Below are 16,394 nucleotides of genomic sequence, written 5' to 3'. Positions count from 1 at the left end.
TTATGAAGTATTTAGTATATGCCAGCCTGATCATAAGTGGTGCGAGTGTTGCTCAGGATGTCCCTGAAAATGCAATCAGTGCAATCAGTGCAATCAGTGCAATCAGTGCAATTAAAGCAGATAAAACCCTACTTACTGATATAACAAACACAGGTAACGGGCTAATTGCAGTAGGCAAGCATGGTACCGTTATTAAAAGTGACACTGGTAATAAATGGCAACAAGCTGAACTTGTACCAACTCAAGTGCTATTAACAGCTGTTGACTTTAGCGATGAAAATAATGGCTGGGCATGTGGACACGATGCCACCATTATCAATACTACCGATGGTGGTATTAATTGGCAGTTACAACAAGTTAAACCAGAACTAGATAAACCCTGCCTTGATATCCTATTTGAAGATGATTTAAAAGGTTTTGCAGTGGGGGCCTATGGCATGTTTTATCAAACCACCGACGGTGGTAAACATTGGCAAAAGCGCTTTTTAGATTCGTTACTGTTTAGTGATGACAGAGATTACTTAAACGATTTAAAAGAAAATGATCCCGAAGGGTACGAAGCAGAAACAGCTTCAATTTTACCGCACTTTAATCGAATCGAAAAAACAGATAACGGATTAATGCTCGTTGGTGAGATGGGTTTAATGGCCAGAAGCATTGATGATGGTCAAACTTGGCAAAGGATTGAGGAGATTTACCCAGGTTCATTCTTTGCAGTTGCATCAGATAGTACGCAAGAAATTGTAGCAGGGCTTCGCGGTAACGTGTTTGCAAAGAAAAATAATGAGCAAGAGTGGCTACATTTTGAAAATATTAAAACAGCGACAATTAACAACATCATTAATTACAATGATAAGCAATGGCTCATGCTCGCCAATAGTGGTGTTATTTTTCACATTCAAGATGGATTACTTACCCATGAGCAGTTAGCCGATGGTAAAGCAATTTTGGATGGCGTGATTTTAAATAACAAACTAATCATGGCGACAGAAGATGGCATTAAAGTGAAGGAGTTAACCCCTTAATGCATAAGTTACTCGATTTTATAGAAAAGGCGATTTTTAGACATCGCTTAATTATGCTTATAAGTTTTGCGCTTATAACCTGTTTACTCGTATTCAAAGCAACTCAAATTCAATTAGATGCATCGTTTAATAAAAACATTCCGTTAAATCACGACTATATGAAAGTATACACCAAGCACGAAAAACAATTTGGTGGTGCAAATAGTATTTTAATTTCAGTGTGTGATGACAGCGGCAATATATTTAATCCAGAGTTTTTCACTCAATTAAAAGCGGTTCACGATCAGCTTTATTTTATTCCTGGCGTAAATCGTCCATTAGTTAACTCTATATTTTCACCAAGTGCTCGTTTTGTTGAAGTAGTCGAGGATGGCTTTGCAGGCGGTCCAATTATTCCTGCTAACTTTAAAGCGGATACGCGTGGTTTAGGTGTTGTAAAAGAAAACATCGAAAAAGCAAAAGTGGTAGGACGTATGATTGCCAGCGATTACTCGTGTGCAATGGTAACGGCCCAGCTTTTAGAAACAGATCCACAAACACAACAAAAGTTAGACACATTAGCTTTTGCACAAAAGCTAGAAAGTGATTTAAGAGAACCTTTGAGTACAGATAAAGTAAGTATTCATATTATTGGTTTTGCAAAAATGGCAGGCGATATAGCTGAAGGTGCAAAAGGTGTGGTCGTATTTTTTGCCATTGCTATCGCCTTTACTTTCGTTATGGTTTGGCTATTTTGTGGCAGTTTGAAGTTAACCATTTTACCTATTGCCTGTTCTATTATTGCTGTTATTTGGCAATTAGGCCTGCTTTCAAGTTTAGGATTTGGTCTTGATCCGATGTCTATTTTGGTGCCGTTTTTAGTATTTGCTATTGGTGTAAGTCATGGTGTGCAGATGATCAATGCGATTGGTAAAAAAGTAGGTGAAGGAAAAAGTACCCGTATCTGTTGTCAGTCAAGTTTTAGGGCTCTATTAATACCCGGTGGTATTGCACTACTTTCAGACACCGTTGGCTTTTTAACATTACTTACCATTGATATTGGTATTATCCGTGAACTTGCTATTACAGCGAGTTTAGGTGTAGCCGTCATTATATTTACTAATTTAATATTATTGCCGGTCTGGGCTTCGTACATGAATTTTGAAAACAGTGTACATATTCAATCTGGTGACGCTACAAAGCCTAACATGCTTGATAAAATCCGCGACTTACTTGTAAAAGCAACAGACCCTAAAGTAGCTAAAATGATTATTGGTTTTACCCTTGTTTTATTTGCTCTAGGTTACTGGCAAGCAGATAAAATGCGTATAGGCGACTTACACGCAGGCGCACCGTCTCTGCATCAAGATGCGCGTTATAACCAAGATACATTTTTAATATCAGACAAGTACACTATTTCGTCAGATATCTTAAAAGTAATAGTAGAGGCATATCCTGCAGCATGTACTGAACATGATGTTATGGAGCGCATAAGCCGTTTTCAATATAAAGTAGAAAATGTGACCGGTGTGCAGTCTGCTGTTAGTTTGAGCTCTGTAGCTCAATCGGTTAACGCAGGGTACAACGAAGGCAATCTGAAATGGCAGAGTTTGCCACGAAATTCAGCGAGCTTAGTACAATCAACATCTCGAGTTGAAACAAGTACAGGTTTACTTAACGGTAACTGCTCCGTTATGCCTGTGATAATATTTTTAGATGATCACAAAGCACAAACTATCGATACTGTGATTAAAAGTGTTAAGCAATTTGCTAAAGAAGAGGGCACTGATGAATTAGCATTTAAATTAGCGTCTGGGCCTGTTGGTGTAATGGCAGCGACTAATGAGTCAGTTGCAGAGGCGCAAATACCAATGATGCTTTACGTTTATGGTGCCGTTATTATTTTATGCCTAATGAGCTTTAGAAGCGTAAAAGCAACAATAGCCGTAGTATTGCCGCTTTATATTGTATCAACACTTGCACAAGCGCTTATGGTTCAACTAGAAATAGGCTTAACGGTGTCTACACTACCTGTAATTGCGCTAGGTGTTGGTATTGGGGTCGATTACGGCATTTATATACTGTCGTCGATGATGGGGCAGCTTAAGCAAAACGTACCACTGAGTATTGCTTATCGTAATGCACTTGTTGAGCGTGGTAGTGCTGTATTGTTTACGGGGATTACATTAGCTATTGGTGTGAGTACGTGGATATTCTCAGATCTTAAATTCCAAGTTGATATGGGTATATTGCTAACCTTCATGTTTTTAGTAAATATGTTGGGTGCAGTGTTGTTATTACCGGCGATTGGTAGCCTTCTCTGGACTGACCAGAAAAAATAATGTGAATAATTTTGCTCCTAAATGGCCTGTAAAGGCCATTTATATCTACAATTTGTGAATAGATGACCAAATAACTGAAATGCTTAAAATGTTTTCATCGAAAAGGCTGTTTATTAGCTGCAAAAGGGTTAGAATTTGATTGACTCCACGCTAATGAATAGCTGTACAAATTTCTGCTCCTGAGCAGTAATAGATTAAGGAACATACAATGACACGAAATGAAGGCCAAGCCTCGGTTATCCTAGATAATGTCTGTAAGCTGATCCAGAAAAAAGTTCGCGCTGATAATGTGTTACTCGTTGAGAAATTCGCCAAAGCCTTGTACAGCAACATGTCTAAAGAGGATTTGGCAAATCGCAACGATAGTGACCTATATGGCGCAGCATTAAGCCTTTGGAACTCGCTAGAAAAAAATACTACCGACGACGCTGTTATCCGCGTTTTCAATCCTGAAGTGGCAAAAGATGGCTGGCAGTCATCGCATACAATTGTAGAAATTATTACTAAAGACATGCCGTTTTTAGTTGATTCTGTTCGTATGGCCATGACTCGTGAAAATATCGCCTCTCACTTATTACTTCACTGCCCATTAAAAATTAAGCGCGATACAAACGCTAAAATTTCTGGATTATCAAATTTAAAAGCAGAGCAAGAATCTTCATCTACTAAAACAGTGTTCTTTATTGAAATCGACCGTCAGACAGATTCTTCTGTGATTGAGTCTTTCAAAAAAGAATTAGAGTCTGTGCTTGTTGATGTATCTGTTGCTGTTGATGATTGGCAACCAATCCGTAAAAAATTGATTGCAGTGACTAAAGAGTTACCTAAACGTCATCATAATAAAAGTAAAGATGAAGTTTCAGAAACAACTGAGTTTTTAGATTGGTTAGCTAAAGATAATTTTACCCTAATGGGTTACCGTGAATATGAGTTAAGCCCAGTTCAAGGTGATTACCAACTAAAAGGTAAAATGGATACAAGCCTAGGCTTGATGAAAAACTCGACTGAAGAACACACTCGCTTATTATCAGAATTACCTGAAGTTGCACGTCAAGAAGCTCGTAGCAGCAACCTACTGATTTTAACAAAAACTAACTCTGTTTCTCGTGTTCATCGTCCAGCTTACATCGATTATGTAGGCATTAAGCGTTTTGACGATGAAGGCAATGTAATTGGTGAAGACCGCTTTATCGGTTTATTCTCATCAAGCTTTTACAATAACAGTGCTACTGATGTACCTGTGTTAAAAAGTAAAATTAATCGCATTATGGAAATGTGTGATTTTGCTAAAGGTACTCACGCTTACAAAGCTGTTTTAAATATTTTAGAAACCTACCCACGTGATGAGCTAGTTCAAGCGCGCGAAGGTGAGCTACTTGAAGTTGCTATGGGTGTGTTACAAGTACAAGAGCGCGATATGTGCCGCTTGTTTGTACGTAAAGATGCGTATGGTCGCTTTTTATCTTGCATGGTTTATGTACCTCGCGAGCGTTATAACACGGCTCTTCGTCGTGAAACGCAAGATATATTAGCTAATGCATTTAATTCTGACGATAAAGTCGAATTTACTACTTATTTCTCTGAGTCAACACTGGCGCGTACTCATTACACCGTTCGTGTGACCGACAACAAGATCGAATATAACGTGAAAGACATCGAAAACAATTTAGTAGAAGCTGCACGTACGTGGGAAGATAAACTTCAATCTGCACTTTTAGAGTCTGCGGGTGAAGCACGTGGTAACGATTTAAATCGTAAATACTGTAATGCGTTTGCACGCTCATACAAAGACGAAGTGCTTCCAAGTGCTGCGGTTGTTGATATTGAAAAGTTAGAACTACTTAGCGATGAAAACAAGCTAGAAATGCTGTTTTACCGTCCTCAAGAAGAAGCAAACAGTAATATTGTACGATTAAGCTTATTCCATAAAGATGAGCCAATTCACTTATCTGATGTTATGCCAATGCTTGAAAACTTTGGTCTGCGCGTTGTTGGTGAAACACCATATTCAGTTAAAACTAGCGATGGTCGTATAAACTGGATCATGGACTTCTCTATGCTTATTGACAGCAAAGGGATGGCAGACTTTGATAAAATTTCAGCACGTTTTCGCGCTGCATTAACAAATGTGTGGGGCAACCGCCTTGAAAATGATGGTTTTAACCGTTTAGTGTTAATGGGTGGCCTAACTGGCCGCGAAGCCTCTATTTTACGTGCTTACGCTAAGTACATGCGTCAAATTGGTGTAACGTTCTCACAAAGTTACATTGAAAGCACATTTGCAAATTATCCAAACATTGCAGCGCAAATTGTTAATTTATTTGCTAAAAAGTTCTCAGTTAAGAGCCCAGCAAGTGCTAAAACACTTGAAAAGTTAAGTACGCAAATTTACTTAGAACTTGAAAATGTAGCAAACCTTGATGATGACCGCATTATACGTTTATACGTAGATATGATTGTTGCGACGCTACGTACCAACTATTTCCAAAAAGATGATGCAGGTCAGTTTAAATCTTATGTTTCGTTTAAAATACAGCCTAGTTTAATTCCTGATGTACCACTTCCACTTCCTGCGTTTGAAATTTTTGTTTATTCTCCGCGCGTTGAAGGTGTGCATTTACGTTACGGTAAAGTAGCGCGTGGTGGTCTGCGTTGGTCTGACCGTCGTGAAGACTTCCGTACTGAAGTACTTGGCTTAGTTAAAGCGCAACAAGTTAAAAATACAGTAATTGTACCTGTTGGCTCTAAAGGTGGTTTTGTATGTAAACAATTACCTAGTGAGCGCGAAGCGTTTATAAAAGAAGGCCAAGAGTGTTACAAAATTTTTATCCGTGGTCTTCTAGATATTACAGATAACATAGAGCGCGGTGAAGTAGTGCCAGCTCGAGATGTTGTTCGCCACGATGAAGATGATGCATACCTGGTGGTTGCAGCCGACAAAGGTACAGCTACGTTCTCTGATATCGCAAACGGCATAGCTAATGAATACAATTTCTGGCTAGGCGATGCATTCGCATCAGGTGGCTCGGTTGGTTACGATCATAAGAAAATGGGTATTACAGCTAAAGGCGCATGGGAGTCAGTTAAACGACATTTCCGTGAAATGGATATCGATTGTCAAACGACTGACTTTACAGTGGTAGCTATAGGCGATATGGCTGGTGATGTATTTGGTAATGGTATGTTGTTATCTAAGCATATTCGCTTACAAGTAGCCTTTAACCATATGCACATTTTTGTTGATCCAAACCCAGATGCTGCTACTTCTTACCCTGAGCGCGAACGTTTATTCAATATGCCGCGTTCATCGTGGGATGATTATAACAAAGAGTTAATTTCTGCCGGTGGTGGTGTTTTCTCTCGTGCAGCTAAATCAATTACGCTTAGCCCAGAAATGAAAAAAATGTTGGGCACTAAAAAAGCGAGTATGACGCCAAACGAATTAATAAAAGCATCGTTAATGATGGAGTTTGATTTACTGTGGAATGGCGGTATCGGAACGTATATCAAAAACTCTAAAGAAACTGATGCAGATGTAGGGGATCGTGCAAACGATGCGTTACGTATTAATGGTAGAGATTTAGGCGCTAAAATTTTAGGTGAGGGGGGTAACTTAGGTACTACTCAACTTGGCAGAATTGAATTTGCAGCTAAAGGCGGGCGCGTAAACACGGACTTTATTGATAATGTTGGTGGTGTTGCGTGTTCAGATAACGAAGTAAATATAAAGATTTTACTTAATGGCCTAGTAGCTGAAGGTGACCTAACACGTAAACAACGTGATGAGCTACTTTACTCAATGACAGATGAAGTTTCTGAATTAGTATTAAAAGACTGTTACCGTCAAACACATACTATTTCAATTACGCAGTCTAAAGGAACTTCAACGCTCAAAGAAAAGATTCGCTTTATTCATGCGCTTGAAAAAGAAGGCAAGTTAAACCGTGCTATCGAATTTATTCCAAGTGATGAAGAATTGGCAGAACGCGCCGCTGCAGGTAAAGACTTAACTCGTCCTGAGCTTTCAGTGCTAGTGTCTTACGCAAAAATGGTATTAAAAGAGTCTTTAGTAAGTGATGAAATTACTGAAAACCCTTACTATCGCCAATTGCTTGTTAAGTCATTCCCACGTCCTCTACGTGAGAAGTTTAACGATGCGATGAACAACCACCCACTTCGTAAAGAAATTATTGCAACTAAACTTGCTAACAGTATCGTTAACGATATGGGTTTAAACTTCATGGTACGTATGCATGAAGAAACTGGTGCTAATGAAGCTGAGATAGCAATGTGTTACTCAATTGCTAGCGAAATATTTGAAATGCGTGAAACATGGTCTTCTATTAGTGCACTTGATAATAAAATACCAGCAGCAGTTCAAACTGAAATGCTTTACCAACTTCGTCGTACTGTGCGCCGAGCAACGCGTTGGTTCTTACGTCATCGTAATAAGTCACAAACGATTGAACAAGGAATTGAATTCTTTGCGCCAACCTTTAAAGATTTAAGCGATAACTTAAATACGTATATGATTGAAAAAGAAAATGATCGTATTGTAATTGAGGCCAATAAGTTAATTGACGCGGGCGTTCCAACAGATATAGCTAATCGTATTGTTTCTTTATCAAGCTTATTCTCTGTGATGGATTTAGCAGAAGTTGCGAATAGTTCAGGTAAGAGTATTTCGATGGTGTCCAATACTTACTTTAAACTAGGTGCAAGAATGGGTCTGCATTGGTTCTTAGAGCAAATAACTAAGCAACCAGTAGCAAATCATTGGCAAGCACTTGCTCGCTCGTCTTATCGAGAAGAGCTTGATTGGCAGCAACGTACGTTATCTGAAGTTGTATTAAATAGCTTTGAAGGTGATGAGAGCGATGTTGATAGTCAAATAGACGAGTGGATGGATAGCCAAGATTTATTACTTCAACGCTGGAAACAAATGCTGGCTGAGTTTAAAACATCACAAAGCCACGACTTTGCTAAGTTCTCGGTTGCACTTCGTGAACTTATGTTGTTAAGCCACAATTGTGATACGTCAGGAAAATAATTTAGCTTTAATCAGTTAATTGTTTAGTAAATAAATAACTGATTGTTAAAATTGTTATACAATACCTCAGCCTTGTCTGAGGTATTTTTTTGTCTAAAATTTAAAAAGAGGATTATATTGATGTTTTATGATTTAGCTCGCCGTTTTATGTTTACCCGTGATGCGGAGTGGGCGCATGAGTTTGCACTTAATAATCTTCGTCGTTTTACCAATACACCTTTAAATTTAGCTTGGTCGCAAAATATTTCTGATAAGCCAGTCGATTTTTTGGGTCTGAAATTTAAAAACCCTGTAGGGCTAGCAGCTGGCCTTGATAAAAATGCGGAATGTATTGATGCATTCAGCCAAATGGGCTTTGGTTTTATTGAAGTTGGCACTATTACGCCGCGTGCTCAAGCTGGTAATGATAAACCTCGTATTTTTAGGTTGCCAGAATCAAACGCTATTATTAACCGTATGGGTTTTAATAATAAAGGCGTTGATAACTTAGTTGCAAATGTAAAAGCAGCAAAATACAGCGGCATACTCGGTATTAATATTGGTAAAAATAAAGATACGCCAAATGAACAAGGTAAAGATGACTATATTCATTGTATGCGTAAAGTATTTGAACATGCCTCATATATTACGGTAAATATTTCATCACCAAATACACCTGGCTTGCGTGATTTGCAATATGGCGCTGCACTTGATGATTTACTGCAAAGTCTTAAAAACGAACAGTTAGATTTAGTTGCAAAGCACAATAAACAAGTGCCTATGCTTGTAAAAATTGCACCGGATCTAGATCAAATTCAAATAGAGCAAGTAAGTGAGTCACTTTTAAATAATAAAATCGATGGTGTAATTGCCACCAACACCACGCTTGAGCGAGCTGCAGTTATGGGCCAGCTATATGCAGAAGAAGCCGGCGGCTTATCAGGTCACCCAGTTAGAATGCGTTCTACAGAGGTGGTGAGTGAATTGAAACGCTTAACACAAGGTAAGTTACCAATCATCGGAGTAGGCGGAATAGATGATGCGCAATCTGCAAAAGAAAAGTTCGATGCAGGCGCAAATTTAGTCCAGGTTTATACTGGGTTCATCTACAAAGGTCCACAATTGGTAAAGTCGATCGTCAACGGCTTATAAGGATCAGTTATCTAAGCTTTTGATCGTTCGATAAATGTTCTAAGCAAGCATTTTAAAAGTGGTCAAAAGCGGTTATACTGTGAGCAATAATTATTCAACATACCCAAGGAGGAGTAAATGTTACAAGCATCAAAGCAATGGCAGTGGATTACTTGTCCTAATAAAAATCGTTTGTTACTTGATTTAAATGACGACATGCAATTATGTACGCCCTATAAGTTAAGACAACTCACCGATTCTGTTTTTAAAAATCCACGTTTTAGTCTCGAAGATGCTGCATTTTATGAACAAGTTTATAACTATTTAGATGGGTTTGAATTGTGGTCTGCTGCTCAAATTTGTCAAATATCGCTAAATGCAACCGCTGTTAAGTATCACTTAAAACCCGTTTTATCAAAAAGCTGGTTTTTTGAAGAGTACACTGGAACAGAGCCTAGTGTAGAAGCAATAGTTAAATTAATATCTAAAGCGCAGACTGGCGATTTTTTAATTGTAGAGCATTGCCCTGATGCATCTATTTGCTTAAATTTAAGCGAAACCTTTAAATTAGACGAAAATTTATCTTTAGCACAATTTGAAGTAATCCGTATTTTGAATAATCGAGTTCACCCCATCCTAAATCAGCAATATCAAAGTCAAACCGCCTAACCAAATTTAAGTTTTTAAGCGTGTCTTTATGGCGTGTTTGTCGCCCAACCTATGTTATAATCCTGCGCAATTAGCTATTAAGGGTTATTACTTTGCAATTTATCGCACTTACTTCTATCGGAATCGAAAATTTATTGGTTGATGAACTAACAGAACTTGGCGCAACTGTGTCTAAGCAAACTGTTGGTTCTGTTCGTTTTGAGGCTGACTCATTACTGGCGCAAAAGGTTTGTTTATCAAGTCGTTTTGCAACGCGTGTGCTTATGCTTATTGAAGAAAAAGAAGGCGTAGATGACAAGAATAGCCTGTATAATTTTGCTCGCTCGCAACCTTGGCAAGAGTGGTTTGGACCAACTCAAACATTCGCTGTCGACTTCAACGGTACCAATGACTCATTAAAAAACACACAATTTTCGGGTCTTGTAATAAAAGATGCGATTGTTGACTACTTTAATGATTTATACGAGCAGCGTCCTAACGTTGATAAGCAAGATGCAAATGTGCGTGTTGTTGCACGATTAAATCGTTACGGCGTTTCTATGTATATTGATTATTCGGGCCCTCGTTTGTCTGAACGTGGTTACCGTCAAGGTCAAGGTAAAGCACCAATTAAAGAACATTTAGCTGCTGCATTAATTAAACGAAGTGGTTGGCTTGATAATGTAAAACAACCTTTATTCGATCCATGTTGTGGTGCAGGTACTATTTTAATCGAAGCGGCTGGCATGGCGCGAAACGAGGCGCCGGGATTATTTCGTGAAGGCTTTGCTTTTGAGCGTTTACCCAGTTTTAGAGCCGCTAAGTTTAAAGAACTTAAAGAAGAGTTACTTGCTAACATTACCGATCCTAAATTGTGGTTAATTGGCCACGATTACGATGAGCAAGTTTTAAATAAAGCGATTGATAATGCCAAACGTGCTGAGCTTGACGATGTTATTAAGTTTAAGCAAAGTGATGCCACTAAACTTACTGCTGTTGCAAAATTACCGGGGGTTGTAATTTCAAACTTACCTTACGGTGAGCGTATTGGTTCTATGGCTGAGCTTGTTGATTTACACCGTAATTTAGGTGTTGGCTTTAAAAAGCACTTTAATCATTGGAAACTTGCCTTACTAGGTATGGACGAGAGCTTATTTAAACTTTTAAAACTTGTGCGCCTTAAGCGTTATAAGTTTAAAAATGGCCCACTTGATGTTGAACTTAACTTATATCAATTAGATGATAAGCAAGTAAGTTTGACCACCGATGATAAAAAAGCGCTTAATTTTGAAGGTTCTACGTCATTCGCAAATAGATTGAAAAAGAATAAGCAAGGCTTAAAAAACTGGCTTAAACAAAATAAAGTAGATGCTTATCGTGTTTATGAAGCGGATATCCCTGAGTACAATGTTGCTGTAGATATTTACGGTGATTCTGCGGTTATTTTTGAATATGCAGCGCCCAAAGAAATTGATGAAAAAACATCAGAAAAACGCCTACAAGACGTAATAACATTAACTTCGCAACAACTTGATATCTCACCTGAAAATATTGCTGTAAAAGTGCGTAAAAAGCAAAAGGGCGAAGACCAGTATACGGCCATGTCTAAACAAAACCGAACTATGGTAGTTGAAGAGTTTGGTGCTAAGTTTAAAGTTAATTTATTTGACTACTTAGACACAGGTTTGTTTTTAGATCACCGTTTAATGCGTCGTTATATTCAAGAAAATGCGAAAGATAAGCGCTTTTTAAACTTGTTTGCATACACAGGTACTGCCTCTGTGCATGCTGCACTTGGTGGCGCTAAAGCAATTACAACAGTTGATTTATCTAAAACCTATTTAAAATGGGGGCAAGATAACTTCGATTTAAACAATATCAGTAATACACGTTACCGTTTTGAACAAGCAGATTGTTTAAAGTGGTTAGAGCATGCGACAGCACAATATGATTTGATATTTTTAGACCCTCCAACGTTCTCAAACTCAAAACGTATGAAAGACGCGTTTGATGTGCAAAGTGATCACATTAAATTATTAACGTGGGTTAAAAAGATCTTAAGTCCATCAGGTACTTTGATTTTCTCTAATAACAAACGTGGTTTTGTAATGGATGAAGTTGGCCTGATTGGTTTAGGTTTAAAAGCCGTTAATATCTCAGATAAAACGCTATCACCAGACTTCAAACGTAATAAAAAAATCCATAATAGCTGGCTAATTACGCATGGCTAAATGGATTTTATATCATACTGATGGTTGCCACTTGTGCGAACAGGCTGAGCAACTTATCACTGATGTACTAAATGACAACAGTGAGTTATTACAAATCGATATTATGACTGATGAGCAGCTTATTGCTGAGTATCAAATTACTATTCCTGTATTAAAAAGTGAAAAAGGCGAGAAATTATATTGGCCTTTTACTTTACACTCTGTGCGCGAATTTTTAGCACAAGCAGAATAAGAGCAAATAAGAACTATGGATTTAATAAGAATTTTAAAAGCACAACTTGCTTTTGGTACACATGCTTTGCTTAACAAAGCAGACGCCGTTATAGAAAGTGGCGAAAGAGTGTGTGTAGTTGGTCGAAATGGCGCGGGTAAGTCAACGTTATTAAAAGTACTCGATGGACAAGTTGTTTTAGATGACGGTGAAATAAATCAGCTTGGTGGCATTCGGATTTCTCGTTTAGAGCAAGATCCACCAAAAGGCGCAAATGGCACTGTATTTGATTACGTTGCGCAGGGTATGCCGGAAATTGCTAACCTACTCATTGATTTTCATCATGTTAGCAACGAACTGCAAACACAATGTACTGATAAGTTATTAAATAAACTTGAACGTTTATCAAACCAACTTGAAGCCGCTGATGGTTGGCGCTTTGATAGCCGAATTCAATTAGTTTTGACACAATTAGAATTAACATCAGAGGCTAAACTTGAGTCACTTTCTGGTGGCTGGCTGCGTAAAGTAGCACTTGCGCGTGCACTTGTAAGTGAGCCTGACTTATTATTACTAGATGAGCCAACAAACCATTTAGATATGGCAAGTGTAATGTGGCTTGAACAGTTTTTAAAAGAATTTAAAGGCGGCATTGTATTTATATCGCATGACCGTGCGTTTATTCGCGCTGTCGCTACGCGTATTTTAGATTTAGATCGCGGTAAACTTATTTCGTACCCAGGTGATTACGCGACTTATCTAGAGCAAAAAGCGCATGATTTAAAAGTAGAAGAAGCGCAAAATGCATTGTTTGATAAGCGTTTAGCTGAAGAAGAAACGTGGATTCGCCAGGGTGTTAAAGCGCGAAGAACGCGTAACGAAGGGCGTGTTCGAGAGCTAAAACAGCTACGTAATGAGCGCAAGCAACGTGTTGATCAAGTTGGTAAAACTGACTTTAATATTGAAACAGCTGATCGCTCAGGTAAGTTGGTATTTGAAGCTAAGAACCTTTGCCATGCATTTAAAGATAAAGTTATTGCTGATGATTTTTCGACACTTGTAATGCGTGGCGACAGAATCGGCTTAGTAGGCCCAAATGGTATTGGTAAAACAACACTATTAAAACTAATGTTTGGTGATTTAGAACCTGATAATGGTATTACTAAGCAAGGTGTTAATTTAGAGTTTGCTTACTTTGACCAATACCGTGAAAAACTTGACGAAGAAGCAACTGTTCAAGATAACGTTGCCGAAGGTAAACAAGAAGTGATGATGGGCGGTCGTTCACGTCATGTTTTAGGTTACCTGCAAGACTTTCTATTCCCTCCAGCTCGCGCTCGAACCCCGGTTAAAGCACTCTCTGGTGGTGAAAAAAATAGACTGCTATTAGCTAAACTGTTTTTAAAACCATCTAATATACTTGTTCTCGATGAGCCAACGAATGACTTGGACATTGAAACGTTAGAGTTACTAGAGGACATTATTAATCAATATCAAGGTACAGTGCTGATTGTAAGTCATGACCGAGAATTTATTGATAATACATGTTCTAGTGTATGGGCATTTGAAGGCAATGGTAAAGTAACAGATATCGTCGGTGGTTATAGCGACTATGAAGCTTATGTAGGTTACTTAGCTGAACAAGAAAAAAAAATTCAGCAACAACCAGTAAAAAAAGTTGAAAAAGTAGCCGCTCCAGCTGCAAAACCAGCAGCTAAGACAAATAAACTCTCTTACAAATTAAAACTTGAATTAGAGCAACTACCGAATAAAATGGAAAAACTAGAAGCTGAAATTGAAGCTCAACAAGCTGTAGTGAGTGACGCAAACTTTTTTAAACAAGAGAGTGATGTAACAACTAAAGCATTGAACCATTTAGCACAACTTGAGTCTGACCTTGAAGCTGCCCTTGAGCGCTGGGAAGAACTTGAAGAATTACAGAATCAGTAGTAAGGACTAAAATGAAATATAAATTACTCGCTGCCAGTATTTTAGCGACATTAAGCACTTCAGCAACAAGTGCGACGTACCAGTTAAGTGAATTAGGGACTCTTGAAGACGCTAAATATTCTTATGTAACAGATGTAAGCGAAAGCGGGCATATTATTGGTTTCGCAAATGGTTTATACAATTTACCTATTGATACAAGCTATATAGATTTTACTGAAAACCTTATTGAAAATAGCTATGACAATACAGAGGCAGCATTTGAATTAAGTGATAAAGAGATTACCTTCACACTTGATGACATTGAAAATAATGATGCAGTACTTACTAATGCTGATGCACACACTTTCATGGTTAGTTTTTTATCTTCAATTTCTACAAATTTTGAATATCAAAAATTAAGCTCATTAGTAGGCATAAAATATAATGATACACAAATAACTGAGCAACCATTATTTGATATTGTATCTGTTGATTATGACGGACTAACACGTTCAACTACTAACCTTTTTAATGCTGTAACTGAAGATGGTGTTACAGTCGGTTGGGGAAGCGCTCCATACGATAAAGTATCTTTTACACCTGATGGTGAAGATGATGCAGAAACATGGTTTACTCATGAATTTATAGAGCGTGGAATTGTAATAAGCGCTGATGGCAGTGTAAGTGTTGAGTTAGAGCCTGAGTTTAATGAATACGGCGGTACAAGTCGTGCCAACGATATTATTAAAACTAACAGTGGTTATACCGTTGTAGGTAATATGTCTACAAGCATTCCAGATGACAGACAAGATAATATTGATGATAACTGTGATAATGAAGACGAACCAACGTCAGTATGTATCAATTTGTTAAATTCAAATATTTCACGAGGCTTATTTAATAAGCGCGCTGTTAAATGGGAACTTGATGAATCACTTAATATCACATCTGTTGAAGAGCTTGGTATGGCACTGACACCTGACGAAGGTGAAGCGGAAGATGACGCATTTACAAGTACTGCTTTAGCAGTGAACAGCAACGAGACAATTGTAGGTTCATCGAATACACGTTATTACAAAAATGACGATACAATTCTTACAATGCCAGTTTATTTTAAAGACGGTGCGGTTGTTGATTTTATTAATCAAGAAGATGACTGGCAGTCTGGTAAATCAATTGCTATTAATGATAACGATGTGATTACAGGTTATGCGACTAAGCGTATTGAAGGCACTCTTCGTAATAAATTCTTTTACCATGATATAGCAACGGGTAGTACGGTTTTCCCTACTGATTACTTTTCAAGCTCAAGTTCTTACGGTAACGATATAAACAACCAAGGTTATATTGTAGGTGAAGGGGAAGTGGGTGTTTCTGATAGCTCGCGACTAAAAGAAGCCTTTATTTACAAAATTGGTGAAGACAAAATCACTAATCTAAACGATTTACTGCCTTGTTATGACACCGACGGTGAAACTGATTACGCTTATACTATGGTTGAAGCGACTGCTATCAACGAAAATAATGAAATATTTGGTACTGCGACTAAAACAGTTGAAAAGCTAGATTCATTAGGCGGTGTAGTAACTGATATTAATGGTGAAATTGAATATGAGAGTATTGCAATAGCAGTTAAACTAACGCCAATTGCAAATGGTGAAGTAGAAAGCTGTGCTCCAGTAGAAGCTGAAGTTTATGAGCGTAACTCTGCTAGCTTCCCTTGGTATACATTATTGTTATTACCACTGGTTGGCTTAAGGCGTGTATTTCGCTTTTAAAGTTTATTGATTATAAAAAAACCAACTTGATAAAGTTGGTTTTTTTTCGTCTATAATATTTTATTAGATTAGGATTGCAGCGATTATTTAG

9 protein-coding genes are annotated in these 16,394 nt (G+C 38.0%); all 9 read left to right on the top strand.

The genetic code is table 11. From position 1 onward, the window contains the following. Positions 1-2 precede the first annotated feature (2 nt). Complete coding sequence (locus tag I6F10_RS09005; protein WP_165743184.1) at positions 3-1,025, top strand: WD40/YVTN/BNR-like repeat-containing protein; 1,023 nt, start codon at positions 3-5, stop codon at positions 1,023-1,025. Next, positions 1,025-3,346 (top strand): efflux RND transporter permease subunit, encoded by a 2,322-nt coding sequence (locus tag I6F10_RS09000; protein WP_165743187.1) that lies wholly within the window; start codon positions 1,025-1,027, stop codon positions 3,344-3,346. The genes I6F10_RS09005 and I6F10_RS09000 overlap by 1 nt, the downstream gene beginning before the upstream one ends. Positions 3,347-3,554: 208 nt before the next feature. Beyond that, positions 3,555-8,396: an NAD-glutamate dehydrogenase gene (locus I6F10_RS08995; protein WP_165743189.1), complete on the top strand. Its 4,842-nt coding sequence runs from the start codon at positions 3,555-3,557 to the stop codon at positions 8,394-8,396. A gap of 120 nt (positions 8,397-8,516) precedes the next feature. Beyond that, positions 8,517-9,527 (top strand): quinone-dependent dihydroorotate dehydrogenase, encoded by a 1,011-nt coding sequence (gene pyrD / locus I6F10_RS08990; protein WP_165743190.1) that lies wholly within the window; start codon positions 8,517-8,519, stop codon positions 9,525-9,527. Between the two features lie 117 nt (positions 9,528-9,644). Beyond that, positions 9,645-10,175 (top strand): cell division protein ZapC, encoded by a 531-nt coding sequence (locus tag I6F10_RS08985; RefSeq protein WP_002961896.1) that lies wholly within the window; start codon positions 9,645-9,647, stop codon positions 10,173-10,175. 92 nt (positions 10,176-10,267) lie between these two features. After that, positions 10,268-12,385 carry a bifunctional 23S rRNA (guanine(2069)-N(7))-methyltransferase RlmK/23S rRNA (guanine(2445)-N(2))-methyltransferase RlmL gene (gene rlmKL / locus I6F10_RS08980; protein ID WP_008133692.1) on the top strand — a complete coding sequence of 706 codons (2,118 nt, stop codon included), beginning with the start codon at positions 10,268-10,270 and terminating at the stop codon, positions 12,383-12,385. After that, on the top strand, positions 12,378-12,617 hold the full coding sequence (locus I6F10_RS08975) for a glutaredoxin family protein (RefSeq protein ID WP_165743192.1): 240 nt from the start codon (positions 12,378-12,380) through the stop codon (positions 12,615-12,617). Before rlmKL ends, I6F10_RS08975 begins: the two co-directional genes overlap by 8 nt. 15 nt (positions 12,618-12,632) lie before the next feature. After that, positions 12,633-14,546: an ATP-binding cassette ATPase Uup gene (gene uup / locus I6F10_RS08970; RefSeq protein ID WP_165743194.1), complete on the top strand. Its 1,914-nt coding sequence runs from the start codon at positions 12,633-12,635 to the stop codon at positions 14,544-14,546. 11 nt (positions 14,547-14,557) lie between these two features. Beyond that, on the top strand, positions 14,558-16,303 hold the full coding sequence (locus tag I6F10_RS08965; protein ID WP_165743196.1) for a DUF3466 family protein: 1,746 nt from the start codon (positions 14,558-14,560) through the stop codon (positions 16,301-16,303). Positions 16,304-16,394 lie beyond the last annotated feature (91 nt).

The sequence above is a fragment of the Pseudoalteromonas sp. SWYJZ98 genome (assembly GCF_015864495.1).
GTDB classification, from domain to species: domain Bacteria; phylum Pseudomonadota; class Gammaproteobacteria; order Enterobacterales; family Alteromonadaceae; genus Pseudoalteromonas; species Pseudoalteromonas distincta.
This window is presented reverse-complemented; position numbering and strand designations above follow the sequence as displayed.

Excerpts from the sequence above, each read along its gene's own strand:
- I6F10_RS09005 (WP_165743184.1), top strand. The coding sequence starts at position 3 with ATGAAGTATTTAGTATATGCCAGCCTGATCATAAGTGGTGCGAGTGTT.
- I6F10_RS09000 (WP_165743187.1), top strand. The coding sequence starts at position 1,025 with ATGCATAAGTTACTCGATTTTATAGAAAAGGCGATTTTTAGACATCGC.
- I6F10_RS08995 (WP_165743189.1), top strand. The coding sequence starts at position 3,555 with ATGACACGAAATGAAGGCCAAGCCTCGGTTATCCTAGATAATGTCTGT.
- pyrD (WP_165743190.1), top strand. The coding sequence starts at position 8,517 with ATGTTTTATGATTTAGCTCGCCGTTTTATGTTTACCCGTGATGCGGAG.
- I6F10_RS08985 (WP_002961896.1), top strand. The coding sequence starts at position 9,645 with ATGTTACAAGCATCAAAGCAATGGCAGTGGATTACTTGTCCTAATAAA.
- I6F10_RS08975 (WP_165743192.1), top strand. The coding sequence starts at position 12,378 with ATGGCTAAATGGATTTTATATCATACTGATGGTTGCCACTTGTGCGAA.
- uup (WP_165743194.1), top strand. The coding sequence starts at position 12,633 with ATGGATTTAATAAGAATTTTAAAAGCACAACTTGCTTTTGGTACACAT.
- I6F10_RS08965 (WP_165743196.1), top strand. The coding sequence starts at position 14,558 with ATGAAATATAAATTACTCGCTGCCAGTATTTTAGCGACATTAAGCACT.